We start from the raw sequence: 25865 nt of genomic DNA, 5'->3' as shown, positions 1-25865 counted from the left end.
TAGATAATTGCCCCTTGTCCAGTGAAGTATTGATGCTTCCTGTGTCTATTGATTGGCATGTCGGCCTGGAGTTAGAAATGAGTAATGATACTGCATTGCCTATACAGTTTACTGATGCTGCAGCAAATAAAGTTAAAGCGCTGATTGCGGATGAAGAAAATCCCAATTTGCGTTTGCGCGTCTATATTACTGGCGGGGGCTGTAGTGGTTTTCAATATGGTTTCACCTTTGATGATAAAATGAATGAAGGTGATTTAACGATTGAAAAGCAAGGCGTGGAATTAATCGTTGATCCGATGAGTTTACAGTATTTGGTTGGTGGTTGTGTTGATTATATTGAAGGATTAGAAGGGGCACGGTTTGTGGTAACCAATCCGAATGCCAAAACAACTTGCGGTTGTGGTTCTTCATTTAGTATTTAATCACTTAACCTTACTAAGGGTAATTAATAACCCTTAGTATGGGGCTCTATTTTAGCTTGCCGAAATGGCTGTTAATAGCTCATCTACTACTTTGGCTTGAGTTAGCTAAATTTGCCAACATTGTTTGCACCATTAGGCTTGATTGACGAGCAGCGACAGGCAAAAATTCTTCAAAAGAGAGATGAGACTCTTTATCAGCGACATCAGAAATTGCACGCACAACAACGAATGGGATACCAAATTGATGACATACATGACCAATTGCAGCGCCTTCCATTTCAACCGCGATGGCAGCAGGGAAAGTTTGGCGAATATAGGTTAACGCTTTAGCGCCATTAATAAAGCTATCACCACTACAAATCAAACCGCGAATCGCCTGTAAATCCAATTTTTCAATACATTTTTCGGCCAGTTCTATCAATTTTTTATTCGCATTGAATGTAGCCGGACATTGTGCCATTTGGCCTGGTTGGTAACCAAAAGCAGTGACATTGACATCATGATAGCAAACTTGGCTGGAAACCACGATATCGCCAACCTGCAAAGTAGGCACTAATCCGCCGGCGGAGCCAGTGTTAATAATAATTTCAGGCGCAAAATGTTCTATTAGTAAGGTTGTTCCTATTGCCGCCGAAACTTTACCAATGCCTGATTTTAATAATGCGATATCAAGATCATTAAATTTTCCGCAATAGATTTCGCAGCCACCTCGTGACAATGCAGACTGAGCATCAATTAGCTCACGCAATAATGCCACTTCTTGCTCCATTGCACCTATTATCGCAACTTTCATTGTGTCATACTCACTGTTGATTAATTAGACATGTTGTCAGATCCGTGCCATTGTAACATTGAAAACCAAAAAAAGTTAACTGTGCCCATTAGCTGGGGATATTTCATCATCAGGAGGAGAAATGTCCAAGATTGATTTTAGGCAAAAGCTCAATTTTCTGCGTAAATATAGTGATTACAATGTTGATACAAAGAATGAAGAACAAGTTAATCGTCAATTTGAAAGTGATCGAGGACGCATTATTAATTCTGCAGCCATACGTCGATTACAACAGAAGACTCAAGTCTTTCCTTTAGAACAAAATGCTGCAGTTCGCAGTCGTCTAACTCATTCATTAGAAGTGCAGCAAATTGGCCGTTTTATTTCAAAGACCGTGATCAGTCAATTGAAAAAAAAGAAATTACTGGCAACTTATGGTCTTTCTGAGCGTCTTGATGCGTTTGAAAGTTTGATAGAAATGGCGTGTTTGATGTATGATATAGGTAACCCACCTTTTGGTCATTTTGGTGAAGCTGCCATTAAGAGCTGGTTTTCAACATTACTTGACGCTGAATTTATTTCTAATAAATCAAAGGCTAGCGATCAATACCAGATTAATTTTCTCCAGTTAAAAAACGAACCTAATAAAGATTTGCTTCGTTGCCAATTGCGTAAAGATCTTTGTCAATTTGAAGGTAATGCCCAGGGACTTAGGATGATCCATCAATTATTAAAATTGAACCTGACTTATGCTCAAATTGGCTCAATCTTAAAATATACTAAAGGTGCTTATCAACTGGATGAAATTCCTAAAGATTTTGATTATTTGACTAAAAAACCGGGTTATTTTTGGTCAGAAGATAGTTTTATTAAAGAGTTGTTCGTCAATTGGATATGGAACCCTATTGCCGTTTCCCGCTTTGCTATATTATGGAAGCCGCAGATGATATCTCTTACTGTATTGCTGATTTAGATGATGCGGTTGAAAAAGGTATTTTTAGTGTTGATCAGTTGTTGGAATATTTACGACAAGGTTGGTTGGAAACAGGTAAAAAAGCCAAAGGTGACTTATTTGAACAGACGGTAGAAAAAGCTTATAAAAGCATTAATCACAATGAAACAAGGCGTAGTAAGCAAGATCAATTTTTTATGTATCTTAGAGTTAATATTATTAGTAAATTGGCGTCCTATAGTGCTCATCGTTTTATTAAAAATTTAGCTGAAATTTATGCAGGAAGTTTTAATAGTGCCTTATTGGAAGATAAAAGTGATGAACATCATCTATTAGAGGTGTTGAAAGGCGTTGCCCATAAACATGTATTTACCCATCCTGAAGTTGAACAATTAGAATTACAAGGTTATCGAATAATTAGTGGCTTACTAAACTTTTATCGCCCTTTATTATTAATGCCACGCGCTGATTTTATTCAGCTTTATCAAGATAAGTATCACAAGAAATATTTCATCGAAACACGCTTATTGCATAAATTATCAACTAAACATTGTTTGGCTTATGGTGAAGCCATTGAAGGAATTTGTACTACTGATGAGACAGAAAAAGATATATTAGAATTTTATTATCGTGCTCGTCTTATACAAGACTATATTAGTGGTATGACCGATCATTATGCTTATCAAGAATATCGAAAATTTACGGTGAAAAATTAAAAAATGAAAATAAGCATTGTTTGAATATATACATTGGGAAATATTTTAAGCAATGCTTTAGACTATGCGTATTAATTAAATACACAGCTAAAATCAGTTAAGTGAAAACATTTTGACTTTAAAGACCATCGTCACTTAAATTTTTCTATTTATATAATTAAAGCGATTTTGTTAATATTTATTATTAGAAATTAGTAACAAATTAGTTATAACATAATTCAGAAAGTGAGATCTTAATAAACTTTATTATGTTATAAATTTATAACATTATTTTACAATATTATATTGGTTTATTTTATTTTTGAGAATTTACTCCATTGTTTTTATTTTTATACAAAAATAAAAAAGATCTCTTATTTTATTCCATAAAATTACAAACAACGAACATTTAATGATAGATAATTTACATCAATTGCTTTGAGATGTGATACTATTCTTCATCCTCATTGAGAAAATGAATAAAATGAACTTAATTTTCCACAATATATGAGATGACAGTTTCTTTATTAATAGACATTAATAGACCAACAAAATTTTACACCTTTAATGATATGGTACAATTTTATTCTTGCCGGCAGCGTAAAGTTAAGCCCGATAATTTGACAGTAATAGCTGAAAGTCTTGATGCTCAGGGCCAAGGTGTCGCCCATTATCAAGGAAAAACAATCTTTATTACTAATTTACTTCCAGGTGAGCAAGCACAAATTCAACTTACGGAAGAGAAAAGACAATTTGCCAAAGCAAAAGTGAGCAAACGATTGACTGATAGCCTTGATCGGGTGGCACCTTTTTGTCGTCATTTTGGTATCTGTGGCGGTTGTCAACAACAACATGTGACGCCAACTCTTCAACGTGCGGCTAAGGTCAGTAGGTTAGAATATTTATTTCAATGTGAAACCGGAAGAGCAGTAAAATCATTGCCAGTTATCGCAGGCAGTGAGTATGGATATCGTCGTAGAGCGAGGTTTGGTCTTCATTACCAACATGCAGAACGTCGTTTACGGATGGGATTTCGTCAGAACCAATCAAATGTGTTGGTAGAGCTGAAAATGTGTCCTGTACTACAACCAGAACTAGAAAAATTATTACTGCCTGTGGCTGACTGCTTAAACAAATTGGCTGCAGTTAAACATTTAGGTCATGTTGAGCTTGTTAATGCGGATAACGGTGTGAGTGTTATCTTGCGTCACCTTAAACCATTAGCTACTGATGATAAAATGTTATTAACTGCCTTTGCCAGAAGCTATAATCTGAATGTTTATTTGGTCGACAACAGTGCCAAACAGCTTAAACTTGTTAGTTCAGCAAGTAATGATAGTGATCCTTATTATTCTATTGAGAATGTGAAATTGACATTTGATCCGCAGAATTTTATTCAAGTAAATCCCGAAATTAATAAAAAAATGGTTGCGCAAGCGTTGGATTGGTTAGCGCTTGAGCCGAAAGATAGGGTTTTGGATCTATTTTGTGGCATGGGTAATTTTACCTTGCCCATCGCATGTCATGTTCATTCGGTTGTTGGTGTTGAAGGAGTTACTGAATTGGTAGCGCAAGGACGCTACAACGCAAGTCTAAATCGATTAACTAATGCGGAGTTTTATCAAGCTGATCTTGAGCTTGCCATAGATTGCCAACCTTGGGCAAAAATGGGCTTTAACAAAATCTTACTAGATCCTGCACGCGCAGGTGCTATAGGCGTAATGTCACATATTATCAAGCTTAAGCCAGAACGGGTTGTTTATATCTCATGCAACCCAACGACATTAGTGAAAGATAGTAAACAATTACTTACAGCCAGTTATCAACTTATGAGTGTCAGGATGTTAGATATGTTCCCGCATACTAGTCATCTAGAGTCTATGGCACTTTTTTGTCGCGATTCAAGCAAATAGGCAAGGAAAGATTATGGTTGCAATTAGAAGCGCTCATTTGACATCTGCAGGCGAATTTGCCGTTGATAAATGGGTTGCTAGTCTCAAACTTACCACTAATGACTCAGAACAAAAATTAATTGAAGTTTGGCATTACTGCGATAGTAAAGTTGAGCACTATGAAAATGGTCAATTACTGCTTTGGCGTGGGATCGAGATGGCAGAAATCCTGTCCACATTAAGTATGGATCTCGATAGTTTGCGTGCAGCAATGCTATTTCCCCTAGTTGATGCCAAAATTGTCACTGAAGAAATTATCGATATTGAGTTTGGTAAATCGATTCACGCTTTGGTTAAAGGTGTAATGGAGATGGACGCCATTCGCCAACTGAATGCTAACCAATTAGGCGAAAAAAGTTCTAGCCAGGTAGATAATATTCGCCGGATGTTGCTCGCCATGGTGGAAGATTTTCGTTGCGTGGTGATTAAGATAGCGGAACGTATTGCCTACTTACGTGAGGTCAGGGAACGCTCCGAAGATGAAAGAGTCTTAACAGCAAAAGAGTGCTTAAATATATATGCTCCTTTAGCCAACCGTTTAGGCATTGGGCAATTGAAATGGGAGCTAGAAGATTTCTGTTTTCATTATTTACACCCGGATGAATATAAAAAGATTGCTGAATTACTTCATGAACGACGTATCGATCGTGAACGATATATTGATGATTTTGTTTCGTCACTGCGACATTTTATGTTAAAGGAAAGCATTACAGCAGATATTTATGGCCGCCCGAAGCATATATATAGCATCTGGCGAAAGATGCAAAAAAAATATCTGGCTTTTGATGAACTTTTTGATGTTCGCGCTGTGCGTATTGTCGTTGAACGTTTACAAGACTGTTACGCTGCATTAGGTATTGTGCATACCCATTTTCGTCATTTACCTGATGAGTTTGATGATTATGTTGCTAACCCTAAACCGAATGGCTATCAATCTATTCATACTGTGGTATTAGGGCCCAATGGTAAAACAATTGAAATACAAATCCGGACTCGGCAAATGCACGAAGATGCTGAATTAGGCATTGCAGCTCACTGGAAATATAAAGAAGGAGCGGTAATAACGGGCAAAGAGAGTAGCTATGAAAATCGTATTGTCTGGTTAAGAAAATTGATAGCCTGGCAGGAAGAGATGGCTGATTCAGGGGAAATGCTTGATGAAGTTCGTAGTCAGGTTTTCGATGATCGCGTCTATGTTTTTACCCCTAAAGGTGATGTTATTGATTTACCTGCTGGCTCAACGCCACTTGATTTTGCCTACCATATTCATAGTGATGTTGGCCATCGCTGTATTGGCGCTAAGATCAGCGGCCGAATTGTTCCTTTTAGTTATCATTTACAGATGGGAGATCAAGTTGAAATTATCACGCAAAAGTATCCAAACCCTAGCCGTGACTGGCTCAATCCAAATTTAGGCTACGTTACCACAAGCCGTGGTCGCGCTAAGATCCACAATTGGTTTCGTAAGCAGGATCGTGACAAGAATATCCAGGCAGGGCGACAAATATTAGATAATGAACTTAATCATCTGGCGGTAAGTTTAAAAGAGGCTGAAAAGTTGTTATTAACGCGCTACAACGTTAATTCGTTGGATGAAGTTCTAGCGGGTATTGGCGTTGGTGATATTCGTATTAATCAACTGGTAAATTTTTTACAGAATAAGTTTAGCCAAACCACAGCCGAAGAAGCCGATCGCGCTGCTTTAAAGACGTTGGAAGATAAAATATCTGCTATCCGCTTGCCAATGAAGGAGAGTGGAAGCATCGTTGTAGAAGGTGTTGGCAACTTAATGCACCATATTGCTCGTTGTTGTCAGCCAATTCCTGGTGATGATATTGTTGGTTTTATTACCAAAGGTCGAGGTATCTCGATCCATCGCATCGATTGTGAGCAACTGATTGAACTACAATTGCATGCTCCAGAAAGAATAGTCGATGCTATTTGGGGGGAAAACTACTCTAGTGGTTACTCATTAGGCCTGCGAATTATTGCTAATGATCGCAGTGGATTATTAAGAGATATCACGACTATTCTTGCTAATGAAAAAGTAAATGTTTTAAGTGTTAGTAGTCGTAGTGATGTTAAACAACAGTTGGCGACTATTGATATGAATATTGAAATCTATAATTTACCGGTTTTAGCTCGTATTTTAGCGAAATTAAATCAACTTCCTGATGTATTCGAGGCTAAACGTTGCATTAAGTCGTAAGTATTACATTATGTTTTAGCAAGCGGTGCGTTAATTGGTTTTTGATCTTTATTAACTTCGGATGGAAATAACATGCAAACGGATTCAGGTACAATAGAACGATTGTTATTGATGATGACTCAGTTACGTGATCCTGAGCATGGTTGTGCATGGGATAAAATGCAATCTTTTGCCACAATAGCGCCTTATACGCTGGAGGAAACTTATGAAGTTCTGGATGCGATTGAACGTCAAGATTTTGCTGCTTTAAAAGAAGAATTGGGTGATTTACTGTTTCATATTGTCTTTTATGCTCAAATTGCAAAAGAACAAGCATTATTTGATTTTAATGAAATCTGCCAAATCGTGAGTCAAAAGTTAATATCACGTCATCCCCATATTTTTGCTGGGCAATCATTCGCAAAGAGCGATAAGGCAAACTATGACTGGGAAAAAAATAAAGTCAAAGAACGAGCAGCAAAAAACCAACATTCTATTTTAGATGATATTCCACCAGTACTGCCGGCATTAATGAAAGCCAATAAAATGCAAAAACGCTGTGCAACGGTGGGTTTTGATTGGGATAAATTTGCTCCAGTATTGGCCAAAGTACATGAAGAAATTGAAGAAGTTTTGGCAGAAATAAATAAGCCTACACCGATCCCGTCGCGTATTGAAGAAGAAATTGGTGATTTACTTTTTGCGGTGGTTAATTTATCGCGCCATCTTGGCCATGAGCCAGAATTAGCATTACAAAAAGCGTGTGGTAAATTTGAAGGCCGTTTTCGCCAAGTAGAAAAACTGATCTTAAACAAAGGCGGTTCATTAGAAAATGCTACACTAGATGAAATGGAAAAACTTTGGCAACAAATTAAAAAAGAGTGATTATTGTTTTAGCTGAATGGATTAAATATTAGTTAGGATGTTATAATCGAACAGCTATTTTTTACAAGGAATTGACGAAAGCTAATTCTTGATATTAAAAGATTATTGATGAAAATTAACCTTAAAAAGTTTAGAACATTTGTAGCAGATTTAAGGTTAGGGTATACTGCTTTCCCGTCCTGTTATATTCATCGTCTTTTACACCTAAATTTTCAGGTTCAGCATGAAAACAAATTATATTTTTGTAACCGGCGGGGTAGTTTCCTCTCTGGGCAAAGGCATTGCCGCAGCCTCTTTGGCTGCTATACTTGAGGCCCGTGGACTGAATGTTACCATAATGAAACTGGATCCTTATATTAATGTTGATCCAGGCACGATGAGCCCAATCCAACATGGAGAAGTTTTTGTTACCGAAGATGGTGCAGAAACTGATCTTGATCTAGGGCATTATGAACGTTTTATTCGTACTAAAATGACACGTCGTAATAATTTCACAACGGGTCGCGTATATTCTGAAGTATTACGTAAAGAGCGTCGTGGTGATTATTTAGGCAAAACTATTCAAGTTATTCCTCATATTACCGATGAGATTAAAAATCGGATAATTCGTGGCGGAGAAGGTCACGATATCGTTTTGGTTGAAGTTGGTGGCACAGTGGGCGATATTGAATCTTTACCTTTTTTGGAAGCGATTCGCCAATTAGCTGTTGATGTTGGTCGTAAACACACGCTTTTCTTGCATCTTACTTTAGTACCTTATTTACCTGCTGCGGGTGAAGTTAAAACCAAACCGACTCAACATTCGGTAAAAGAACTTCTTTCTATTGGTATTCAGCCGGACGTGTTAATTTGCCGTTCTGATCGCGTTATTCCTGTTAATGAACGGGCAAAAATTGCGCTTTTCTGCAATGTACCGGAAAAAGCGGTTATTTCATTAGAGGATGTTGATTCAATTTATAAAATTCCTGCATTATTGAAATCTCAGCAGTTAGATGATTATATTTGTGAAAAATTTGAACTTGCATGCCCAGCCGCTGATTTGTCCGAATGGGAACAGGTTATTGATGCGCAAGCCAACCCGGTAGGTAAGGTAACTATTGGCATGGTGGGCAAATATATCGAGTTACCTGATGCTTATAAATCGGTTATTGAAGCGTTAAAACATGGCGGTTTAAAAAATCGTTTAACAGTAAATATTAAACTGATTGATTCGGAAGATATTGAAGCACGTGGTAGCGAGCTACTAAAAGGGCTAGATGCTATCCTAGTTCCAGGTGGTTTTGGTGAACGAGGTGTCGAAGGAAAAATTCTGGCAGCACGTTACGCACGTGAAAATAATATTCCATATTTGGGTATTTGCCTGGGAATGCAGGTTGCCCTGATTGAATATGCTCGTCATGTTGCGGGTATGGAAGGGGCAAACTCGACAGAATTTGCGCCAGATTGTCCCTATCCGGTAGTTGCTTTAATTACAGAATGGTCTGATGACAGTGGTAATATTAAAGTTCGCAATGAGAAGAGTGATCTTGGTGGAACGATGCGTGTAGGTGGCCAATTATGCCATTTAGTGAAAGGTAGTAAAGTCCGCCAGTTATACAATAGTGACACAATTATGGAGCGGCATCGCCACCGTTATGAAGTCAATAATATGCTTTTAGCGCGGATTGAAGAAGCGGGTTTATGTATTGCAGGACGCTCGGCGGACAATAAGCTGGTGGAAATTATTGAGGATCCTAACCATCCTTGGTTTGTAGCTTGTCAGTTTCATCCTGAATTTACTTCGACACCAAGAGATGGTCATCCTTTATTTGCTGGTTTTATTAAAGCTGCGAAGGAATATCAGCAAGGCCAACTGAAATGAGATATGGGTTAATGGTATTAATTTGTTACCATTGGCTGAAATTTAACTTGTACTGAGGAAAATTTAATGTCCAAAATCGTTAAAGTCATCGGGCGTGAAATCATCGACTCCCGTGGTAATCCGACTGTTGAAGCAGAGGTTCATTTAGAAGGAGGATTTGTTGGTTTAGCAGCGGCACCCTCTGGTGCATCAACCGGTTCACGAGAAGCATTGGAATTACGTGATGGTGATAAAGCTCGCTTTTTAGGGAAAGGTGTCCTGAAAGCAGTTGCCGCAGTGAATGGCCCGATTGCTGATGCGTTGATCGGCCAAGATGCCAAAGATCAGGCTAATATCGATAAAATCATGATCGACTTAGACGGTACAGAAAATAAATCTAAATTCGGTGCTAATGCGATTTTGGCCGTTTCACTGGCTAATGCTAAAGCAGCGGCAGCGGCGAAAGGCATGCCTTTATACGAGCATATTGCTGAATTGAATGGCACGCCGGGTAAATTCTCTATGCCCTTACCGATGATGAATATTATCAATGGTGGCGAACATGCGGATAACAATGTTGATATTCAAGAGTTTATGATCCAGCCAGTCGGTGCAAAAAGCTTGAAAGAAGCAGTCCGGATGGGTTCGGAAGTTTTTCATCACTTGGCAAAAGTGTTAAAAGCCAAAGGGATGAATACCGCAGTGGGGGATGAAGGTGGTTATGCGCCTAATTTAGAATCTAATGCTGCCGCTTTAGCCGCAATTAAGGATGCCGTTGAAGCAGCAGGTTATGTGCTAGGTAAAGATATTACCTTAGCCATGGATTGTGCTGCCTCAGAATTCTACAACCAGGAAACCGGTAATTATGAGCTGAAAGGTGAAGGTAAAACTTTTACTTCACAAGAGTTTACCCATTATCTGGAAGAATTAACCAAACAATATCCTATCGTTTCTATTGAAGATGGGCTTAATGAGTCAGATTGGGATGGTTTTGCTTATCAGACTAAGGTGTTGGGTGACAAAATTCAGTTAGTGGGTGATGATTTATTTGTTACTAATACCAAAATCTTGCGAGAAGGTATCGAAAAAGGTATTGCTAATTCTATTTTAATTAAATTTAATCAGATTGGTAGCTTAACCGAAACTTTAGCGGCAATTAAGATGGCGAAAGATGCGGGTTACACGGCGGTTATTTCACATCGTTCAGGTGAAACTGAAGACGCAACAATTGCAGATTTGGCAGTAGGAACAGCAGCCGGCCAGATCAAAACAGGTTCAATGAGCCGCTCTGATCGGGTAGCTAAATATAACCAATTAATTCGTATTGAAGAAGCATTAGGTGAAAAAGTTCCTTTTAATGGTCTAAAAGAAGTGAAAGGCCAGGCTTAAATTTACCGTTGTTGATTCAACAGATACTCAAGGCGAGAGACTTATTGTTATCTCGCCTTTTTGTTAATTATCACTTGGAGCTCGTTTACCCTTTGTCTATGGCTTAATCAGGGCAAAGGTTTATTGATGTTATCAATTTATTTATTATGGTTGCCGGCCAAAAATTAGTAATCCTGAATTTTCAAATAGACTATCACCACGTAGAGAAAAATTTTGCGCGATGAGCGTACCGTTTAATTGAATATGTTTATTTTTGCATGAATAACTATTACTACATTGATAAGGATGGCTTTCCAGAAAAATATTTTGTCCTTTGATAATAGCTTGTTGCTCAAGTTTGAGTTGACTATGGTGTAAATAAGTTAGATTAGGCTCCGGCTTGATTAGGTGCTTAAGTTTAATATTAGCTCGCTGAAGGCTATAGGATATCGCGCCAGTTGCAGCAAGGTAATGTTGCTGCCCAGCGTTAAGCGTAATGTTATCATTGATGATAATTTTATCGGCGAAAAGATTAAGTTTGGCAACATTTATTTTAGCCTCTATATTCACCAGATTATTAATCGGCAAAGTATTTTCCCTATCTTCAGTTAAATTAATATTGCTACCTATTGTGGTAATGAATTTTAGACTTTTCAGCTGTTGTAACGTTTTCTCTGCTGGGATTTCCAGTTTACCTGCGATAAGCGACAGATTTTTGACATTGTCTGTTTTACCATTTTTCCAACTGATCCCATTAGGATTGGCAATAATCAGATCAGCAATAGTTCCTTTAATGCCGATTGTACCTTCTAGATTAGAGTGTTTATCACTAGTAATTTCTGCGATAATAATCTTAGCTGCTGTATTGTCCAGTTTTGGATTTGATAATATATCGTTATTAAAGCTAATGCTATTTTGACTGGAAGGAAGTTCAGAAAAAGTATTATATGAAATTCCATTTTCCAGTGGTTTTGCAATTTCAATAGTAGAAGTATTGGCATAAATAAATTTATTAGCACTAATTAAAATAAATAATATAAAATTTAAACTTAATTTGGATAAAATTGAGTAATAGTCCATTATAACTCCCTTTAATATTAATATATTTATGAAAAATTTTAGGTCAGGTTTATTATATATGAAATGCTAGATTTTGATTTCACCAATACTCTTATTTAAAATTGCTTTAAATAATTAATATAAAATTATTTTTACTAATAAATATGGTTTAATGAACTAATATTCTATTTTTTAAGTTAATTAAATGGTTATTTATTTTTTTATTTATAATAAATATTAAATACAATAAAAAAGAAAATTTGCTTTGATATTAAAATCGTCTATATTTCAGTTGCTTTTACTTGTGATTTTAGGAGCTAATTATGGAAAATCAAATCCAGAAAAAAATGATGCCAGGAGAAGTTAAAGGGTGGAATTGGGGCGCTTTTATGTTCAGTATTTTTTGGGGGTTTGGAAATCGAACTTATTGGCCACTACTTTGTATTATTCCATTATTTAATTTTATTTGGATGTTTGTATGTGGTTTTAAGGGGAATGAATGGGCATGGAGTAATGGTAACTATAGTGATGTAAGAACATTTAAACTGGTACAGGAAACTTGGAATAGAGCTGGATTGGCAGCATTTATTATTAGTCTAATTTTTATTATTCTCTATTTTTTATTTTTTTCAGTATTTGCTCTTTTTTATTTTACCAGTCCAGATTACGGACAAGTTTAGGTGGAATAGATATTATCTCAATGCCTAATAAAAAGAAATAATCGCCAAATTTTTATTAATCCGCAAAATAACCCTTCTACGAAGGGTTGTTTTGCCATAATTTTATTATAGGTGAATAGTTAATGTTATACCTGGTTTTAAATCAGCTATTTTAACACCAGCATTCCAATTCATCAGATCTTTAAGATTGATGCCATGACGTTTAGCAATACTGTAGTAGGAATCACCTTGACGGACTTTGTAGGTCTTGATATTAGCTTTCCCTTTCTTGCTTAATGCAGCGCTATTCTTTGCAATCATAGTTGCTGTATGATAACTATTTTTACCACTAATTTTTAAAGTTTGTCCAATCCTCAAGTTAGCCGTTTTCATACCATTTAGCGACTTAAGTTTATCGGTTGTCATGTTAAAACGTTTGGCGATAATTGATAAGGAATCACCGCGTTTAACTTTATAACTATTAATAGTGCGTTGTTTAGCTAATAGCTGTTTATTATTTTTGGCAACAGCAAGACGAATACTATTTAATACTGCTTGATCAGAAAGCGCGTCTTTAAGCAGCTCAGCTTTATCTGTTGGTAACATAATAGTATAGGGGCCGGCTGGTGGTGTTATATTATGCTTTAAATTAGGATTATAGGCTTTTAGAGCGGTTAACGACAGCCCAGAAAGTCTAGCTGCTTGGGGTAAAGTAATTTGTTCGCCGATATTCACCTGGGTAAGCGCATTATTTTTATTAGTCGTTGGTAATGGCAACGCATATTGATCGCTGTTGCGTAATATATTACTAAGCGCCAAAATTTTTGGCACATAGTTCATTGTTTCTTTGGGTAGTGATAATGACCAATAATCAGTAGGTAACCCAAGGACTTCATTTTTCTTGATGGCATTAAGTACACAGCCTTCACCACAATTATAAGCAGCCAATGTTAATGGCCAATCACCGTCAAATAGATTATTTAATCGTTCTAGTAAATTTAGTGCTGCAGTAGTAGAGGCAGCGACATCTCTACGTTCATCAACCCATTTATTTTGTTTTAATCCATATGATTGACCAGTCAATGGAATAATTTGCCATAAACCTGTTGCCTGTGCCTGTGAAGTCGCATGGGAATTAAAAGCACTTTCAACAATCGGAACCAAGGCAAGCTCCATTGGCAAGTTGCGCTGATCAATTTTTTCAACAATCCAGTACATGTAAGGCTCTGCCCGTAATGTCACATTTTGCAGATAGCTTTCTTTGGCTAAATAAGATTTGATTTGATTTGCGATCCTGGCATTATCAGGAATATCCATTTTCAGCTCATTACTAATATAACCCCACAAATCATTTTCTATTAAATAGGTTGATTCCCAAGCGGTGGTTTCAATATCTTGATTGGCTGAAGACGGATCTGGTGTTTGCTTATTGGGTGTCATTTGACAGCCAATAAGCAAAACAGAGGCGAATAATATCGCTTTTGTCTTCATTTATGTAACCTATCCTAGGCTGTTATTTATTCAATTGCTTAATAAAGAGGCCAATGATACTGATCTCGTTAGTTAATGACAACTATCAATTTAAAAGCGATCTTTTAGTTTGCGAATTTTGGCAAATACATCACAATTTGAAGCAGTGGCAGGCGAAAATCCCAATACTTTTTGTAAATAGGGATCGTCAGATCTTAAGAAAATATTGATCTCTTTTTCAATTTTAAGTGATGATGGCAGTGTGGGTTGTTTTTGGGCTCGTTTTTGATTGACGGCTAAAGTATAGGCTTTTATCGCCTTATCATGGGGTAACAAATAACTGGCAAATGCCATATTTGCAGCGGTGTACTCATGTGCGCAACAGACTAACGTCTCATCAGGTAAAGCTTTCAGTGTTTCAATCGACTGGTACATTTGTTCAGCTGTTCCTTCAAAAATACGTCCACAACCACCAGAAAACAGCGTATCACCGCAAAATAGATAGGGTTTTTGATAGTAAGCAACATGTCCTAGTGTATGTCCTGGTACAGCAAAAATTTGCCATGAAAACCCAGCAAAGTTTAGCTGTTCTCCGCCTTTTATGACACATGTTGTTCCCTTACTACTGGTTTCCATTGGGCCATAAACAACTAATTCTGGATAATATCTTGTTAATTCTTTGACACCATCGACGTGATCATGGTGGTGGTGAGTAAGTAAAATAGCGACTGGGTGTATGGCATTTTGTTGTAAAAATTGCTGTACTGGCTTAGCGGTACCAGGATCAACAATAATACAATTACCTTGATAGATTAATAGCCATATATAATTATCAACTAGGGAAGGAATTCTGATAAGCTCCATAATATAATAATGCCTCATAGCTAATGGGTTAGAAGGATATTACAATGAAGTCAGCTCGTATTGCTCAACTATCTAAAATGCCTGACTCCTGGGAAGATATCCCATGGGGCAAGTATTATCGTATTGCATTAAACCAGCAGCTACAACCATGGTGGCCAAAAATATTTGGTTTCCATTTGTTAAAAATTGGTCAATTGAGTTTACAAATTGACACTCAATCATCGCTGATTACTCATCAATTTAGCATGAATATAACTGGAAATAACTTTCAATTATTAGGTGCTCCTAATGAGATGCCTTTTGAGGACAAATCGATTGATGCCTGTCTCTTAATACAGCAATTATCTTACAGTACTAATCCACATTGGTTATTGCGTGAAGCCGATAGAATTTTGGTTGATGATGGTTGGCTAATTTTATCTAATTTTAATCCTTTTAGTTTGTTAGGGATAGGGAAATGCATTCCTTTTTTACGTAAGCGGCAACCCTTTCCTAGTCATATGTTTTCAATCTGGCGTCAACTTGATTGGTTGAGCTTATTGAATTACGAAGTACTGCATCAGCAAAGTTTTCAAATTATACCTTGGATAAGTCCTGACCATTTTATCAATAGAAATTTGCAATTTGCCGGTTGTATCAATGTTATCATTGCCCGTAAAAGAACGTTACCGTTGACGCCAACACCAATAAAACTTATGCGAACCCGCATGAAAATAGGGAATACAGTCGGGGTTGCTAAGTGTTGGCGTAAACGTCATTAATTTTGCGCCGTCTGGTAGCCGCTATCCTCATCTGTTGGTGAATTTGCCGCATTTCTTGCTAATTCATCGCATCGCTCATTTTCTGGATGTCCTGCATGGCCTTTGACCCAGTGCCATTCTACTTGGTGCCGCGAAATTGCTGCGTCTAATCGTTGCCATAAATCAACATTTAAAACAGGCGATTTATCTGCCCGTCGCCATTGGCGACTTTTCCAATTATGTATCCATTGGGTGATTCCTTGACGTACATATTGACTATCTGTGGTTAGAATAACCTGGCAGGGTTGTTTGAGCGTTTCTAAACCAATAATGGCAGCCATTAACTCCATACGATTATTGGTGGTACGAAAATAGCCTTTGCTTAATGTTTTTTCATGTTTATGATAACGGAGTAAAATACCATAACCGCCTGGGCCTGGATTACCTAAGCAAGAACCATCGGTGAAAATTTCTACCTGTTTCGTCATTTCTGATAAACTCATTTTATTCGTGATTTATAACCCCTAAGTCTGACATAAAAAGGCACTATGAGCACAGTGATTACACGACAAATTGTTCTTGATACGGAAACTACTGGTATGAATAAGCTAGGGATCCATTATGAAGGACACAATATTATTGAAATTGGCGCGGTAGAAGTAATTAATCGCCGTCTTACCGGCCGTCATTTTCATGTTTATATAAAACCAGCACGCTTAGTTGATCCTGAAGCTTTCGAAGTTCATGGCATTAGTGATGAGTTTTTACAAGATAAACCAACTTTTGCCCAAATCGCGGATGAATTTTTAGACTTTATTCGCGGTGCTGAGTTAGTCATCCATAATGCCCCTTTTGATATTGGCTTTATGGACTATGAATTTTCTAAACTGAATAGAGATATTCCTCCAACAGCCAACTTTTGTCAGATCACGGATAGTTTAGTGCTGGCCAGAAAGTTGTTTCCGGGAAAACGAAATAATCTTGATGCTTTATGTGATCGTTATCATATTGATAACTCAAAGCGCACATTACACGGCGCATTGCTCGATGCTGAGATCCTGGCTGAAGTTTATATGGCAATGACCGGGGGACAAACCTCTTTAGCTTTTTCAGTTGATTCAGAGCCGGGTAGCGAGGTCTATAGAGGTGACGTTAAACGAATAAAGAGACAGGCGACGGGATTAAGTGTAGTTTATGCTAATCAGGAAGAAATTGCAGCCCATGAAGCAAGACTGGATTTGATTGAAAAGAAAGGTGGCAAGATTTCACTTTGGCGGTTGAGTAATAAAGAAACAGATCAGGTTAAACATTAACCATAGTTACATTTTTAGCTGAAAAAATGTGCAAACAGTGATTTTTTTTCTAAAAGATATTGACGTATAGGGAGCCGATTCGTAATATCATCGCCGTTCTTAACTCGATTATACCAAGGTGCGGTAGTTCAGTTGGTTAGAATACCGGCCTGTCACGCCGGGGGTCGCGGGTTCGAGTCCCGTCCGCACCGCCAATTTTATGAAACCCTGAGCAATAAGTCTCGGGGTTTTTTGTCTCTTTAAGATAATTGGCATCCTTTTTCCATTAAAATCATATCCAATCTCACAGCCTTTTTGCTTAGAAAAAATTAGGATGTTAGTGTTTTGATTTTCAATGTAGCACAAACTGTGTTGTTATTATTTTTTCATTGACTTATTTTTGATTTCTTTGTGTTTAATGAATGTTTTGTTACCGTTGGTTATTTAGGCTAGGTATCTAGATTAAATTTTAACTGTTAAAATGAGAAAGTAGCATTGAAAAAATCAGTGTGAAATTTGCTATTTATTCGAGATGGAGTAAACAATGATCACTCGTAAAATCCTTGCTAATGCTATTCGTTTCCTCAGTATGGATGCGGTACAGAAAGCAAAGTCAGGGCATCCAGGAGCGCCAATGGGAATGGCGGATATTGCTGAAGTACTCTGGCGTGACTATCTGGATCACAATCCTGCTGATCCTAGCTGGGTAGATCGTGACCGTTTTGTATTATCTAATGGCCATGGCTCTATGTTACTTTATAGTTTGCTACATCTTACTGGTTATGATTTACCGATCGAAGAGTTAAAAAATTTTCGCCAACTTCATTCCAAAACACCGGGACATCCAGAATATGGTTATACTCCAGGTGTTGAAACCACGACAGGCCCGCTCGGACAAGGGATCGCAAATGCTGTTGGGTTTGCTATTGCCGAGCGAACGTTAGCCGCGCAATTTAATCGTCCAGACCATAATATCGTTGATCACTTTACTTATGTATTTATGGGAGATGGCTGCATGATGGAAGGCATTTCACATGAAGCTTGCTCACTGGCCGGAACACTAAAATTAGGTAAACTGATTGCCTTTTATGATGATAATGGCATTTCAATCGATGGTGAAGTAGAAGGTTGGTTTACGGATAATACTGCTGAACGTTTTGCCGCTTATCATTGGCATGTTATCAAGGGTATTGATGGACATGATCCTGAACAAATCAAGCTAGCAATAGAACAAGCCCGTAAAGTTACCGATAAACCTTCTTTATTAATATGCAAAACAATAATTGGTTATGGCTCGCCACATAAGGCGGGATCCGAAGAAGCGCATGGATCACCATTAGGTGAAACGGAGATTGCTGAAACTCGTACAGCATTAAATTGGCCTTATCCCGCTTTTGAGATACCGGCAGATATTTATCAAGCCTGGAATGCTCGCGAAATAGGCCAGAAAAAACAGAGCACCTGGAATAAAAAATTTGCCGCTTATCAACAAGCTTTTCCGCAACTTGCCGATGAATTTATACGACGTACCCAAGGTGAATTACCGCTTAATTGGCAAGCTGTGGCAAATGATTTCGTCAGTGAATTGCAACGCAACCCTGCCAATATTGCCAGCCGTAAAGCTTCACAAAATACGTTAGAAGTTTTCGGTAAGGTATTGCCTGAACTTTTAGGTGGCTCTGCTGATTTAGCACCCAGTAATTTGACTATGTGGTCGGCTTCTAAATCAATAAAAGACTCTCCAGCAGGCAATTATATTCACTATGGTGTACGTGAATTTGGTATGTCGGCGATTATGAATGGCATCGCATTACATGGTGGTTTTATACCCTATGGTGCAACCTTTTTAATGTTTGTTGAGTATGCCCGTAATGCAGTGCGTATGGCTGCGTTAATGAAAATTCGTAGTATTTTTGTTTATACTCATGATTCTATCGGTTTGGGTGAAGATGGTCCAACCCATCAACCTGTTGAGCAATTAGCCAGTTTGCGTATGACGCCTAATATAAGTACTTGGCGTCCTTGTGATCAGGTTGAATCGGCTATTGCTTGGCAATATGCGATTGAGCGTAAAGAGGGGCCAAGTGCGTTGATTTTTTCCCGTCAAAATCTTGAGCAGCAGCCACGTGATGCTAAGCAGTTAGTCAACATTATTAAAGGGGCTTATGTGCTGAAAGATTGTGAAGGAACACCAGCCCTTATTTTGATAGCAACAGGCTCTGAAGTTGGATTAGCTATTAAGGCTTACGAAAAGTTAACTGCGGAAGGTTATAAAGTACGGGTGGTTTCTATGCCATCAACGGATACTTTTGATAAGCAGGATGCTGCTTATCGTGAGTCTGTATTACCCTGTTCGGTGACAGCACGACTCGCTGTTGAGGCGGGCATTGCAGATTATTGGTACAAATATGTTGGCACAACTGGTGCGGTTGTTGGTATGCATACTTTTGGTGAATCAGCGCCAGCAGAAGTTTTATTTAAAGAATTTGGTTTTAGCGTAGAAAATGTGATTGCTAAGGCTAAATCTTTATTGTCGTAATTGACAAAATGGCGTGAGCGTACTGATCAGTTTTTTATATGATTAGATACGCTTTTTTTATTTAAGCCGATGATCTAGATCTATTGCGAACTTTTTTTTAATGTCGTAACCTGTTTACATTTGGCTGAAACGTTTCAGTTTTTTGAAGTTGATAGATTTATTGATCAAAAGCACACTTTTTATGATTGACAACAAAAATCCTCAGTACAAAAGCTGTAATTATCAGTATTCTTAGCCGTTAATAAATTAGTTGTTAAATTGAAGGAATAGTATGGTAGTTAGAGTAGCAATTAACGGTTTTGGGCGAATAGGGCGTAGTGTATTAAGAGCGCTTTATGAATCAGATCACCGTGCTAAAATTGCTGTTGTTGCGATTAATGAAATTGCTACTGCACAAGGGATTGCGCATTTATTGAAGTATGACTCTAGTCATGGTCGATTTGCCTGGGATGTGCGCCTGGATAATGATTTGCTAGTGGTAGGTAATGACAATATTCATCTCTTTCATCAACCTGAGATTGAAAAACTGCCATGGCGGACTTTGGATATCGACATAGTACTCGATTGCACGGGTATTTATGGTTCAAAGGCCGATGGCTATGCGCATTTAGCTAGTGGCGCAAAAAAAGTGCTATTTTCCCATCCGGGGAGTGCTGATCTGGATGCAACTATTGTCTATGGTGTTAATGAAACCAGTTTGAAAAATAGTGATCAAGTGGTGTCAAACGCATCATGTACCACAAATTGTATTATTCCTGTAATAAAAATATTAGATGATACTTTGGATATTGAATCTGGTACAGTGACAACAATTCACGCTGCAATGAATGATCAGCCGGTTATTGATGCTTATCATCTAGACTTACGTCGAACACGTGCGGCTTGCCAATCTATTATTCCTGTTGATACCAAATTAGCTGCTGGGATCACACGAATATTGCCTAAATTCAAAGATCATTTTGAAGCTATATCGGTTCGCGTACCAACTATCAATGTAACGGCAATTGATCTCAGTGTGATAGTAAGGTCAAAAGTAACAGTAAGGAAAGTCAATCAGCTATTGCAACAGGCAGCAAAGGATTCATTTCGTGGTATAGTTGATTATACTGAATTGCCGTTAGTATCAACTGATTTTAATCATGATCCACATAGTGCAATTGTCGATGGTACGCAAACACGAGTTAGTGGACAACACCTGATTAAGATTTTAGTTTGGTGTGATAATGAGTGGGGTTTTGCCAATCGTATGCTTGATACGACATTAGCAATGGCTGCTACTGGTTTCAACAAATCTATCTGTTGACAGACAGTATGGGCATATTGTGCCCCATACACAGCAGAAGATTAATAATTTAGAGAATCAACGAGAGGATTCACCATGTCTGTAATTAAGATGACCGATTTAGATCTAGCGGGTAAAAAAATATTCATCCGGGCTGACCTAAACGTTCCTGTCAAAGATGGCAAAGTTACCTCTGATGCACGGATCCGTGCTTCTTTACCGACGATTGAAACCGCTTTGAAACAGGGCGCAAAGGTAATGGTAACGTCTCATTTAGGTCGCCCCATTGAAGGTGAGTATAATGAGGAATTTTCACTGAAACCCGTTGTAGACTATTTAGCAGATAAGCTGGATTACCCTGTTCGTTTGGTAAAAGATTATTTAAATGGGGTGGAAGTTGCTAATGGTGAACTGGTGGTTCTTGAGAATGTTCGCTTCAATAGAGGGGAAAAAAAGGATGATGAAACTCTATCTAAGCAATATGCTGCACTTTGTGACATCTATGTAATGGATGCATTTGGTACTGCTCACCGAGCTCAAGCATCAACTCATGGTGTGGCAAAATTTGCAACTATAGCATGCGCAGGGCCGCTGTTATCTGCTGAGTTGGACGCATTAGGCAAAGCATTAAAAGAGCCTGCTCGCCCAATGGTCGCAATCGTTGGCGGTTCAAAAGTTTCTACTAAATTAACAGTCTTGGATTCTTTAGCCAAAATTGCCGATCAGATTATTGTCGGAGGGGGTATTGCCAATACTTTTATTGCTGCTGAAGGTCATAAAGTCGGCCGTTCTTTATATGAAGATGATTTGATACCAGAAGCAGAAAAATTATTATCAACTTGCGATATTCCTGTTCCAACCGATGTTCGTGTGGCGACCGAATTTTCTGAAACGGCAGAAGCGGTGATGAAGTCGGTTAATGATGTTAAAGACGATGAACAAATTTTGGACTTAGGTGATGAAACTGCTGAGCGTTTGGCTGACATCCTTAAAAAGGCAAAAACGATTTTATGGAATGGCCCGGTTGGGGTTTTCGAATTCCCTAATTTTCGTCATGGCACTGCAGTGATTGCACAAGCGATTGCCGAGAGCAACGCTTTTTCTATTGCTGGTGGTGGTGATACGTTAGCCGCTATTGATCTGTTTGGTATTGCGGATAAAATCTCTTATATTTCTACTGGTGGTGGTGCTTTTCTTGAATTTGTGGAAGGGAAAAAATTACCTGCAGTTGTCGTGTTAGAAGAACGCGCAAAACAGTAATCATATCTGAAAAAAATGACAGGTAGCATTGATCACCTGTCCAATAATAGGACTTTATCTCATGTCTAAGATTTTTGATTTTGTAAAACCAGGTGTTATTACCGGCGATGATGTGCAAAAAGTTTTTGCCATTGCAAAAGAGCATAAATTTGCGTTGCCAGCTGTTAATTGTGTAGGTACAGATTCGATTAATGCTGTTTTGGAAACTGCCGCTAAAGTTCGTTCTCCGGTCATTGTCCAATTTTCTAACGGTGGAGCCGCGTTTATCGCTGGTAAAGGTTTAAAAGCAGAAGGCCAGCAAGCTGCGATTTTAGGGGCCATTTCAGGTGCTCATCATGTACATCAAATGGCAAAACATTATGGTATACCTGTGATCTTACATACAGATCATTGTGCACGTAAACTACTGCCTTGGATTGACGGCTTACTCGATGCTGGTGAGGAATATTATAAAACCACCGGTAAACCGCTGTTTTCATCTCATATGATCGATTTGTCGGAAGAGTCATTGGCGGAAAATATTGCTATTTGCTCCCAATATTTGCAACGGATGAGCAAAATGGGCATGACGTTAGAAATTGAGTTAGGTTGCACCGGTGGTGAGGAAGATGGTGTCGATAACACGGGCTTAGATAGCTCATCACTTTATACCCAACCAGAAGATGTCGCCTATGCCTATGAGCAATTGAGTAAAATTAGTCATCGTTTTACGATTGCCGCCTCTTTCGGTAATGTACATGGTGTTTATAAGCCAGGTAATGTTCAATTAACACCAATGATTCTTAAGAATTCACAAGAATACGTTGCGCAGAAATTTAATTTGCCAGCGGAAAATAATCTAAATTTTGTTTTCCATGGTGGTTCAGGTTCTACTGCTGAAGAGATTAAAGAAGCAGTCAGTTATGGTGTGGTAAAAATGAATATTGATACTGACACCCAATGGGCGACTTGGGAAGGCATTTTGAATTATTATAAGAAAAATGAAGGTTATCTACAAAGCCAATTGGGTAATCCAGAAGGTGAAGATAAACCTAATAAAAAATATTATGACCCTCGTGTTTGGCTGCGTGCGGGTCAGACTTCTATGATTGCGCGTTTAGAACTTGCATATAAAGAGTTAAATTCTATTAATGTGCTGTAACTAATCGCTATTCTATTTCCTGGTTTCTAACCCTATCATTCAGCATAGGGTTTTTTATTACCTAACGTAAGCTCATTTTTCATCTGTTGTTTATTTTGCTAGCAAAAAGCAGCGTTGCACAGATCAGTTCGCTGATAATCGCTGCTAACGATTATCTAATGGTGCCCAGAATGAACTGATTCGAAGGTTGCCAGTTAACCGGCGACAGAACGCTGATAATGCAAATATGGCATCCATTATAGCCAATGGCAGGCGAACTTAATGTTAGTGCATATCATACAACCCGTTATTGTGGAGTTCAGCCTTATACGCCGGTGATGGAAAAGCAGTGGCGATAGTATTCCTGTCTGCTGTGATTACCTGAGGTCTTATTAATAAAAATTTATTTGTTCTTACAGCGGCTTCTTTAAAGGATTTAATTTGAATATCGAGGAATTGTTGACGGGTTGAAACTTTGGCATAACCAAAAAGCCGTATTGATTGTTTGCTTGATCGATTTAAAGTTAGCGAATCTCTTTTATTTTTATAAAATGATTTAATAAACATTTTAAAGCTGATGTTTATAGCTAGATAAAAATTTATAATTTAATATAAATAGTAATTTATATAATAGTATCATTACCAAAAAATTAAAAATAAGTGAAGTATCTTTCAAAAGATGATATGGTATGTAAGTTATCCATGATAAGTTTGTTATTTTATTTGAATTTTAAAAGTAAAAGTAAAAGTAAAAGTAAAAGTAAATGGAATTAACCTATTATGTCAATAAACTTAAACGCTGTTAATGTTAATTATGAATCTAACATTTATTACGAAAATGTGAATAACGTTGAAGATGTTAATATTTCGGAAAAACTATCAACGAAAGAAAAACATTTAAATGCTGTTAATAACTATGAACAAAAAAATATCCCAAAATACTTAACACATATTCCATCTAATATAGAGCTTACCTCTATGGAAAAGAGGTTGATGGAAGATCTTTATGATGAAAAAGAATTATTTTTAAAGACAAGTTATCCGCATAGCCAACAAACATTAATTACAGCTATTAAAGTAATCGATAAGCTAATTGACGATCCAGCAAAAAATATAAAAAATCTTAGTTTGTTATCAAAATATATTGAAAGTTTATATCGTAGAATTAATACATCAGCTCCATCTTGGAACGCAGCAAATACTATTGCCTCAAAATCCTTACAAAAAATAGGAAACTATTTATCTCAAACTTATAAGAGTTTGCCACAATTATCATCAGAACCAAATAAGGATTTGTTAAAATTAACAGAATGTTGGGTTGCAGCAACAACTGAAATGAGTCGAAAGAATGGAACAGGAAATAATTTAATTATAAATTATTCTGATATTGATACGATATTACGGTATTATGTTTTAAATCAAGAAAAGCTATTAAAAAATTACGATTTTTCAGTAAATTTAGGTAGGATTTTAAATCTACTTTGTTACATAAGGCCAGGAACACTAGATAGCCAACTATTATCTAAAAATAAGGAAATAATAGAATCCACTTTATTTAAAACAATTAGCCAATCTTTAGAAATTGTTGATGAAAAAAAAGATACTTTCCCCTTGTATCATTTACGTTGTAGTATGAATACATTAGCTCATATTATCAACGTTGAAAAGATTAATAATCCTAATACTTGGACTCTAACACGTGATAAGATTGATTCCAATCTGCAATCTATATTAAAAAACTATAAAGATCTGCCTGCTAAAAATGATTTACGTGAAGAAATTAGTGTAGTTCTTGCTAAATATTTAGAAGATACAGGAAGAAGTATTGAAAAAAATAACGGTTCGAACTTTTATAACTTTCTTAAACCAATTAGAGAAGAAGAGATTATTCCTCATAGCTTTCAACTTAATAGTGGACATAAAGTAATATCTTCTTATAATTTTAATAATGAAGAAAGAAATAAGCTTAATATTGTAGCAGATAAAGTTTTAAATAATTTTCATAATATTTTTGGGAAAAATAAAATAAAAGATGATTATTCTAAACCATTAGAAATTATTATAATGAAGAATAAAGAACTTTATAACCGTTATGGTAATTATCCTTTTCGTATAGATACTAACAATGGGGGGATTTATATTGAAGGAAATCCTAAAGATCCTAGGCTGTGTCCCTTAATTGCTTGAGCTATAGTATCCATCTGTTTCTACGATACTTTGAATTATGGCTCGCTACGATCTTTCTGATGAAGCATGGGCAATCATTGAGCCCTTGTTGCCAACCGTTTTGACATCTTCGCGGGTCGGTCGGCCGTGGGCAGAACATCGCAAAATCGTCAACGGCATGTTCTGGATACTGTGTTCAGGCGCCCCATGGCGTGATTTACCTGAACGTTACGGCCCATGGAAAACCGTTTATAACCGTTTCAACAGATGGTCAAAGGATGGAACTATTAACATTATTTTCAATAAGTTGCTTTCATTTCTTGATGCTCATGAACTGGTT

At 37.3% G+C, this 25865-nt stretch carries 20 protein-coding genes, 1 tRNA gene and 1 pseudogene; 17 read left to right on the top strand and 5 right to left on the bottom strand.

What is annotated here, in order from left to right; all coding sequences use genetic code 11:
* Positions 1–77: 77 nt before the first annotated feature.
* Positions 78–422, top strand: coding sequence for an iron-sulfur cluster insertion protein ErpA (gene erpA / locus G468_RS0109265; protein ID WP_026822890.1), 345 nt, complete (start codon positions 78–80; stop codon positions 420–422).
* A 79-nt stretch (positions 423–501) separates the two neighbouring features.
* Here erpA and mtnN read toward each other — a convergent pair whose 3' ends face one another.
* Positions 502–1215, bottom strand: coding sequence for a 5'-methylthioadenosine/S-adenosylhomocysteine nucleosidase (gene mtnN, locus G468_RS0109260; protein ID WP_026822889.1), 714 nt, complete (start codon positions 1213–1215; stop codon positions 502–504).
* A 121-nt stretch (positions 1216–1336) separates the two neighbouring features.
* Here mtnN and dgt point away from each other — a divergent pair.
* The 6 genes and pseudogenes from dgt (at position 1337) to eno (ending at position 11095) form a co-directional block, all read left to right on the top strand.
* A pseudogene (gene dgt, locus G468_RS20320) lies at positions 1337–2862 on the top strand (dGTPase).
* Positions 2863–3413: 551 nt separating this feature from the next.
* Positions 3414–4754 (top strand): 23S rRNA (uracil(1939)-C(5))-methyltransferase RlmD, encoded by a 1341-nt coding sequence (gene rlmD, locus G468_RS0109250; protein ID WP_026822888.1) that lies wholly within the window; start codon positions 3414–3416, stop codon positions 4752–4754.
* 13 nt (positions 4755–4767) lie between these two features.
* Positions 4768–7002 carry a GTP diphosphokinase gene (gene relA / locus G468_RS0109245; protein WP_026822887.1) on the top strand — a complete coding sequence of 745 codons (2235 nt, stop codon included), beginning with the start codon at positions 4768–4770 and terminating at the stop codon, positions 7000–7002.
* 72 nt (positions 7003–7074) lie between these two features.
* Positions 7075–7866, top strand: coding sequence for a nucleoside triphosphate pyrophosphohydrolase (gene mazG / locus G468_RS0109240; RefSeq protein ID WP_026822886.1), 792 nt, complete (start codon positions 7075–7077; stop codon positions 7864–7866).
* 223 nt (positions 7867–8089) lie between these two features.
* On the top strand, positions 8090–9727 hold the full coding sequence (pyrG, locus tag G468_RS0109235) for a glutamine hydrolyzing CTP synthase (RefSeq protein WP_026822885.1): 1638 nt from the start codon (positions 8090–8092) through the stop codon (positions 9725–9727).
* 66 nt (positions 9728–9793) lie between these two features.
* Complete coding sequence (gene eno / locus G468_RS0109230; protein ID WP_026822884.1) at positions 9794–11095, top strand: phosphopyruvate hydratase; 1302 nt, start codon at positions 9794–9796, stop codon at positions 11093–11095.
* Between the two features lie 144 nt (positions 11096–11239).
* Here eno and G468_RS0109225 read toward each other — a convergent pair whose 3' ends face one another.
* The gene (locus G468_RS0109225) at positions 11240–12154 is read right to left on the bottom strand and encodes a two-partner secretion domain-containing protein (RefSeq protein ID WP_026822883.1); all 915 of its coding nucleotides are present in this window, start codon (positions 12152–12154) and stop codon (positions 11240–11242) included.
* Between the two features lie 302 nt (positions 12155–12456).
* On the opposite strand from G468_RS0109225, the gene G468_RS0109220 reads away from it, so the two are divergent.
* Positions 12457–12813: a hypothetical protein gene (locus G468_RS0109220; protein WP_034249652.1), complete on the top strand. Its 357-nt coding sequence runs from the start codon at positions 12457–12459 to the stop codon at positions 12811–12813.
* Between the two features lie 105 nt (positions 12814–12918).
* On the opposite strand, the gene mltD is transcribed toward G468_RS0109220, so the two are convergent.
* Together mltD and gloB are read right to left on the bottom strand one after the other, a co-directional pair.
* A complete protein-coding gene (mltD, locus tag G468_RS0109215) occupies positions 12919–14283 on the bottom strand; it encodes a murein transglycosylase D (protein WP_026822881.1) in 1365 nt (454 codons plus the stop codon).
* 90 nt (positions 14284–14373) lie between these two features.
* Positions 14374–15126, bottom strand: coding sequence for a hydroxyacylglutathione hydrolase (gene gloB, locus G468_RS0109210; protein ID WP_026822880.1), 753 nt, complete (start codon positions 15124–15126; stop codon positions 14374–14376).
* 44 nt (positions 15127–15170) lie between these two features.
* Here gloB and G468_RS0109205 point away from each other — a divergent pair, with 44 nt between their 5' ends.
* A complete protein-coding gene (locus G468_RS0109205; protein ID WP_026822879.1) occupies positions 15171–15887 on the top strand; it encodes a class I SAM-dependent methyltransferase in 717 nt (238 codons plus the stop codon).
* Here G468_RS0109205 and rnhA read toward each other — a convergent pair.
* Positions 15884–16354: a ribonuclease HI gene (gene rnhA, locus G468_RS0109200; RefSeq protein ID WP_026822878.1), complete on the bottom strand. Its 471-nt coding sequence runs from the start codon at positions 16352–16354 to the stop codon at positions 15884–15886. The two genes, G468_RS0109205 and rnhA, sit on opposite strands and share 4 nt — an antisense overlap.
* A 60-nt stretch (positions 16355–16414) precedes the next feature.
* Between rnhA and dnaQ the strand changes: the two genes are divergently transcribed.
* From dnaQ to G468_RS0109155, 8 genes are all read left to right on the top strand, one after another.
* The gene (gene dnaQ / locus G468_RS0109195) at positions 16415–17179 is read left to right on the top strand and encodes a DNA polymerase III subunit epsilon (protein WP_026822877.1); all 765 of its coding nucleotides are present in this window, start codon (positions 16415–16417) and stop codon (positions 17177–17179) included.
* A 117-nt stretch (positions 17180–17296) separates the two neighbouring features.
* Positions 17297–17373: transfer RNA gene (locus tag G468_RS0109190), tRNA-Asp, on the top strand.
* 329 nt (positions 17374–17702) lie between these two features.
* On the top strand, positions 17703–19697 hold the full coding sequence (gene tkt / locus G468_RS0109185) for a transketolase (protein WP_026822876.1): 1995 nt from the start codon (positions 17703–17705) through the stop codon (positions 19695–19697).
* Positions 19698–19968: 271 nt separating this feature from the next.
* Positions 19969–21000, top strand: coding sequence for an erythrose-4-phosphate dehydrogenase (epd, locus tag G468_RS0109180; RefSeq protein WP_026822875.1), 1032 nt, complete (start codon positions 19969–19971; stop codon positions 20998–21000).
* Between the two features lie 75 nt (positions 21001–21075).
* Positions 21076–22239, top strand: a complete 1164-nt coding sequence (gene pgk, locus G468_RS0109175) for a phosphoglycerate kinase (RefSeq protein WP_026822874.1) — start codon at positions 21076–21078, stop codon at positions 22237–22239.
* A gap of 61 nt (positions 22240–22300) precedes the next feature.
* A complete protein-coding gene (gene fbaA / locus G468_RS0109170) occupies positions 22301–23380 on the top strand; it encodes a class II fructose-bisphosphate aldolase (protein ID WP_026822873.1) in 1080 nt (359 codons plus the stop codon).
* A gap of 759 nt (positions 23381–24139) precedes the next feature.
* Complete coding sequence (locus tag G468_RS0109160; protein WP_026822871.1) at positions 24140–25546, top strand: collagenase; 1407 nt, start codon at positions 24140–24142, stop codon at positions 25544–25546.
* 37 nt (positions 25547–25583) lie between these two features.
* A partial coding sequence (locus G468_RS0109155) for an IS5 family transposase (protein ID WP_026822870.1) occupies positions 25584–25865 on the top strand: 282 nt, incomplete at its 3' end.

The organism is Arsenophonus nasoniae DSM 15247 (assembly GCF_000429565.1).
In the GTDB taxonomy this organism is placed as follows: domain Bacteria; phylum Pseudomonadota; class Gammaproteobacteria; order Enterobacterales; family Enterobacteriaceae; genus Arsenophonus; species Arsenophonus nasoniae.
This window is presented reverse-complemented; position numbering and strand designations above follow the sequence as displayed.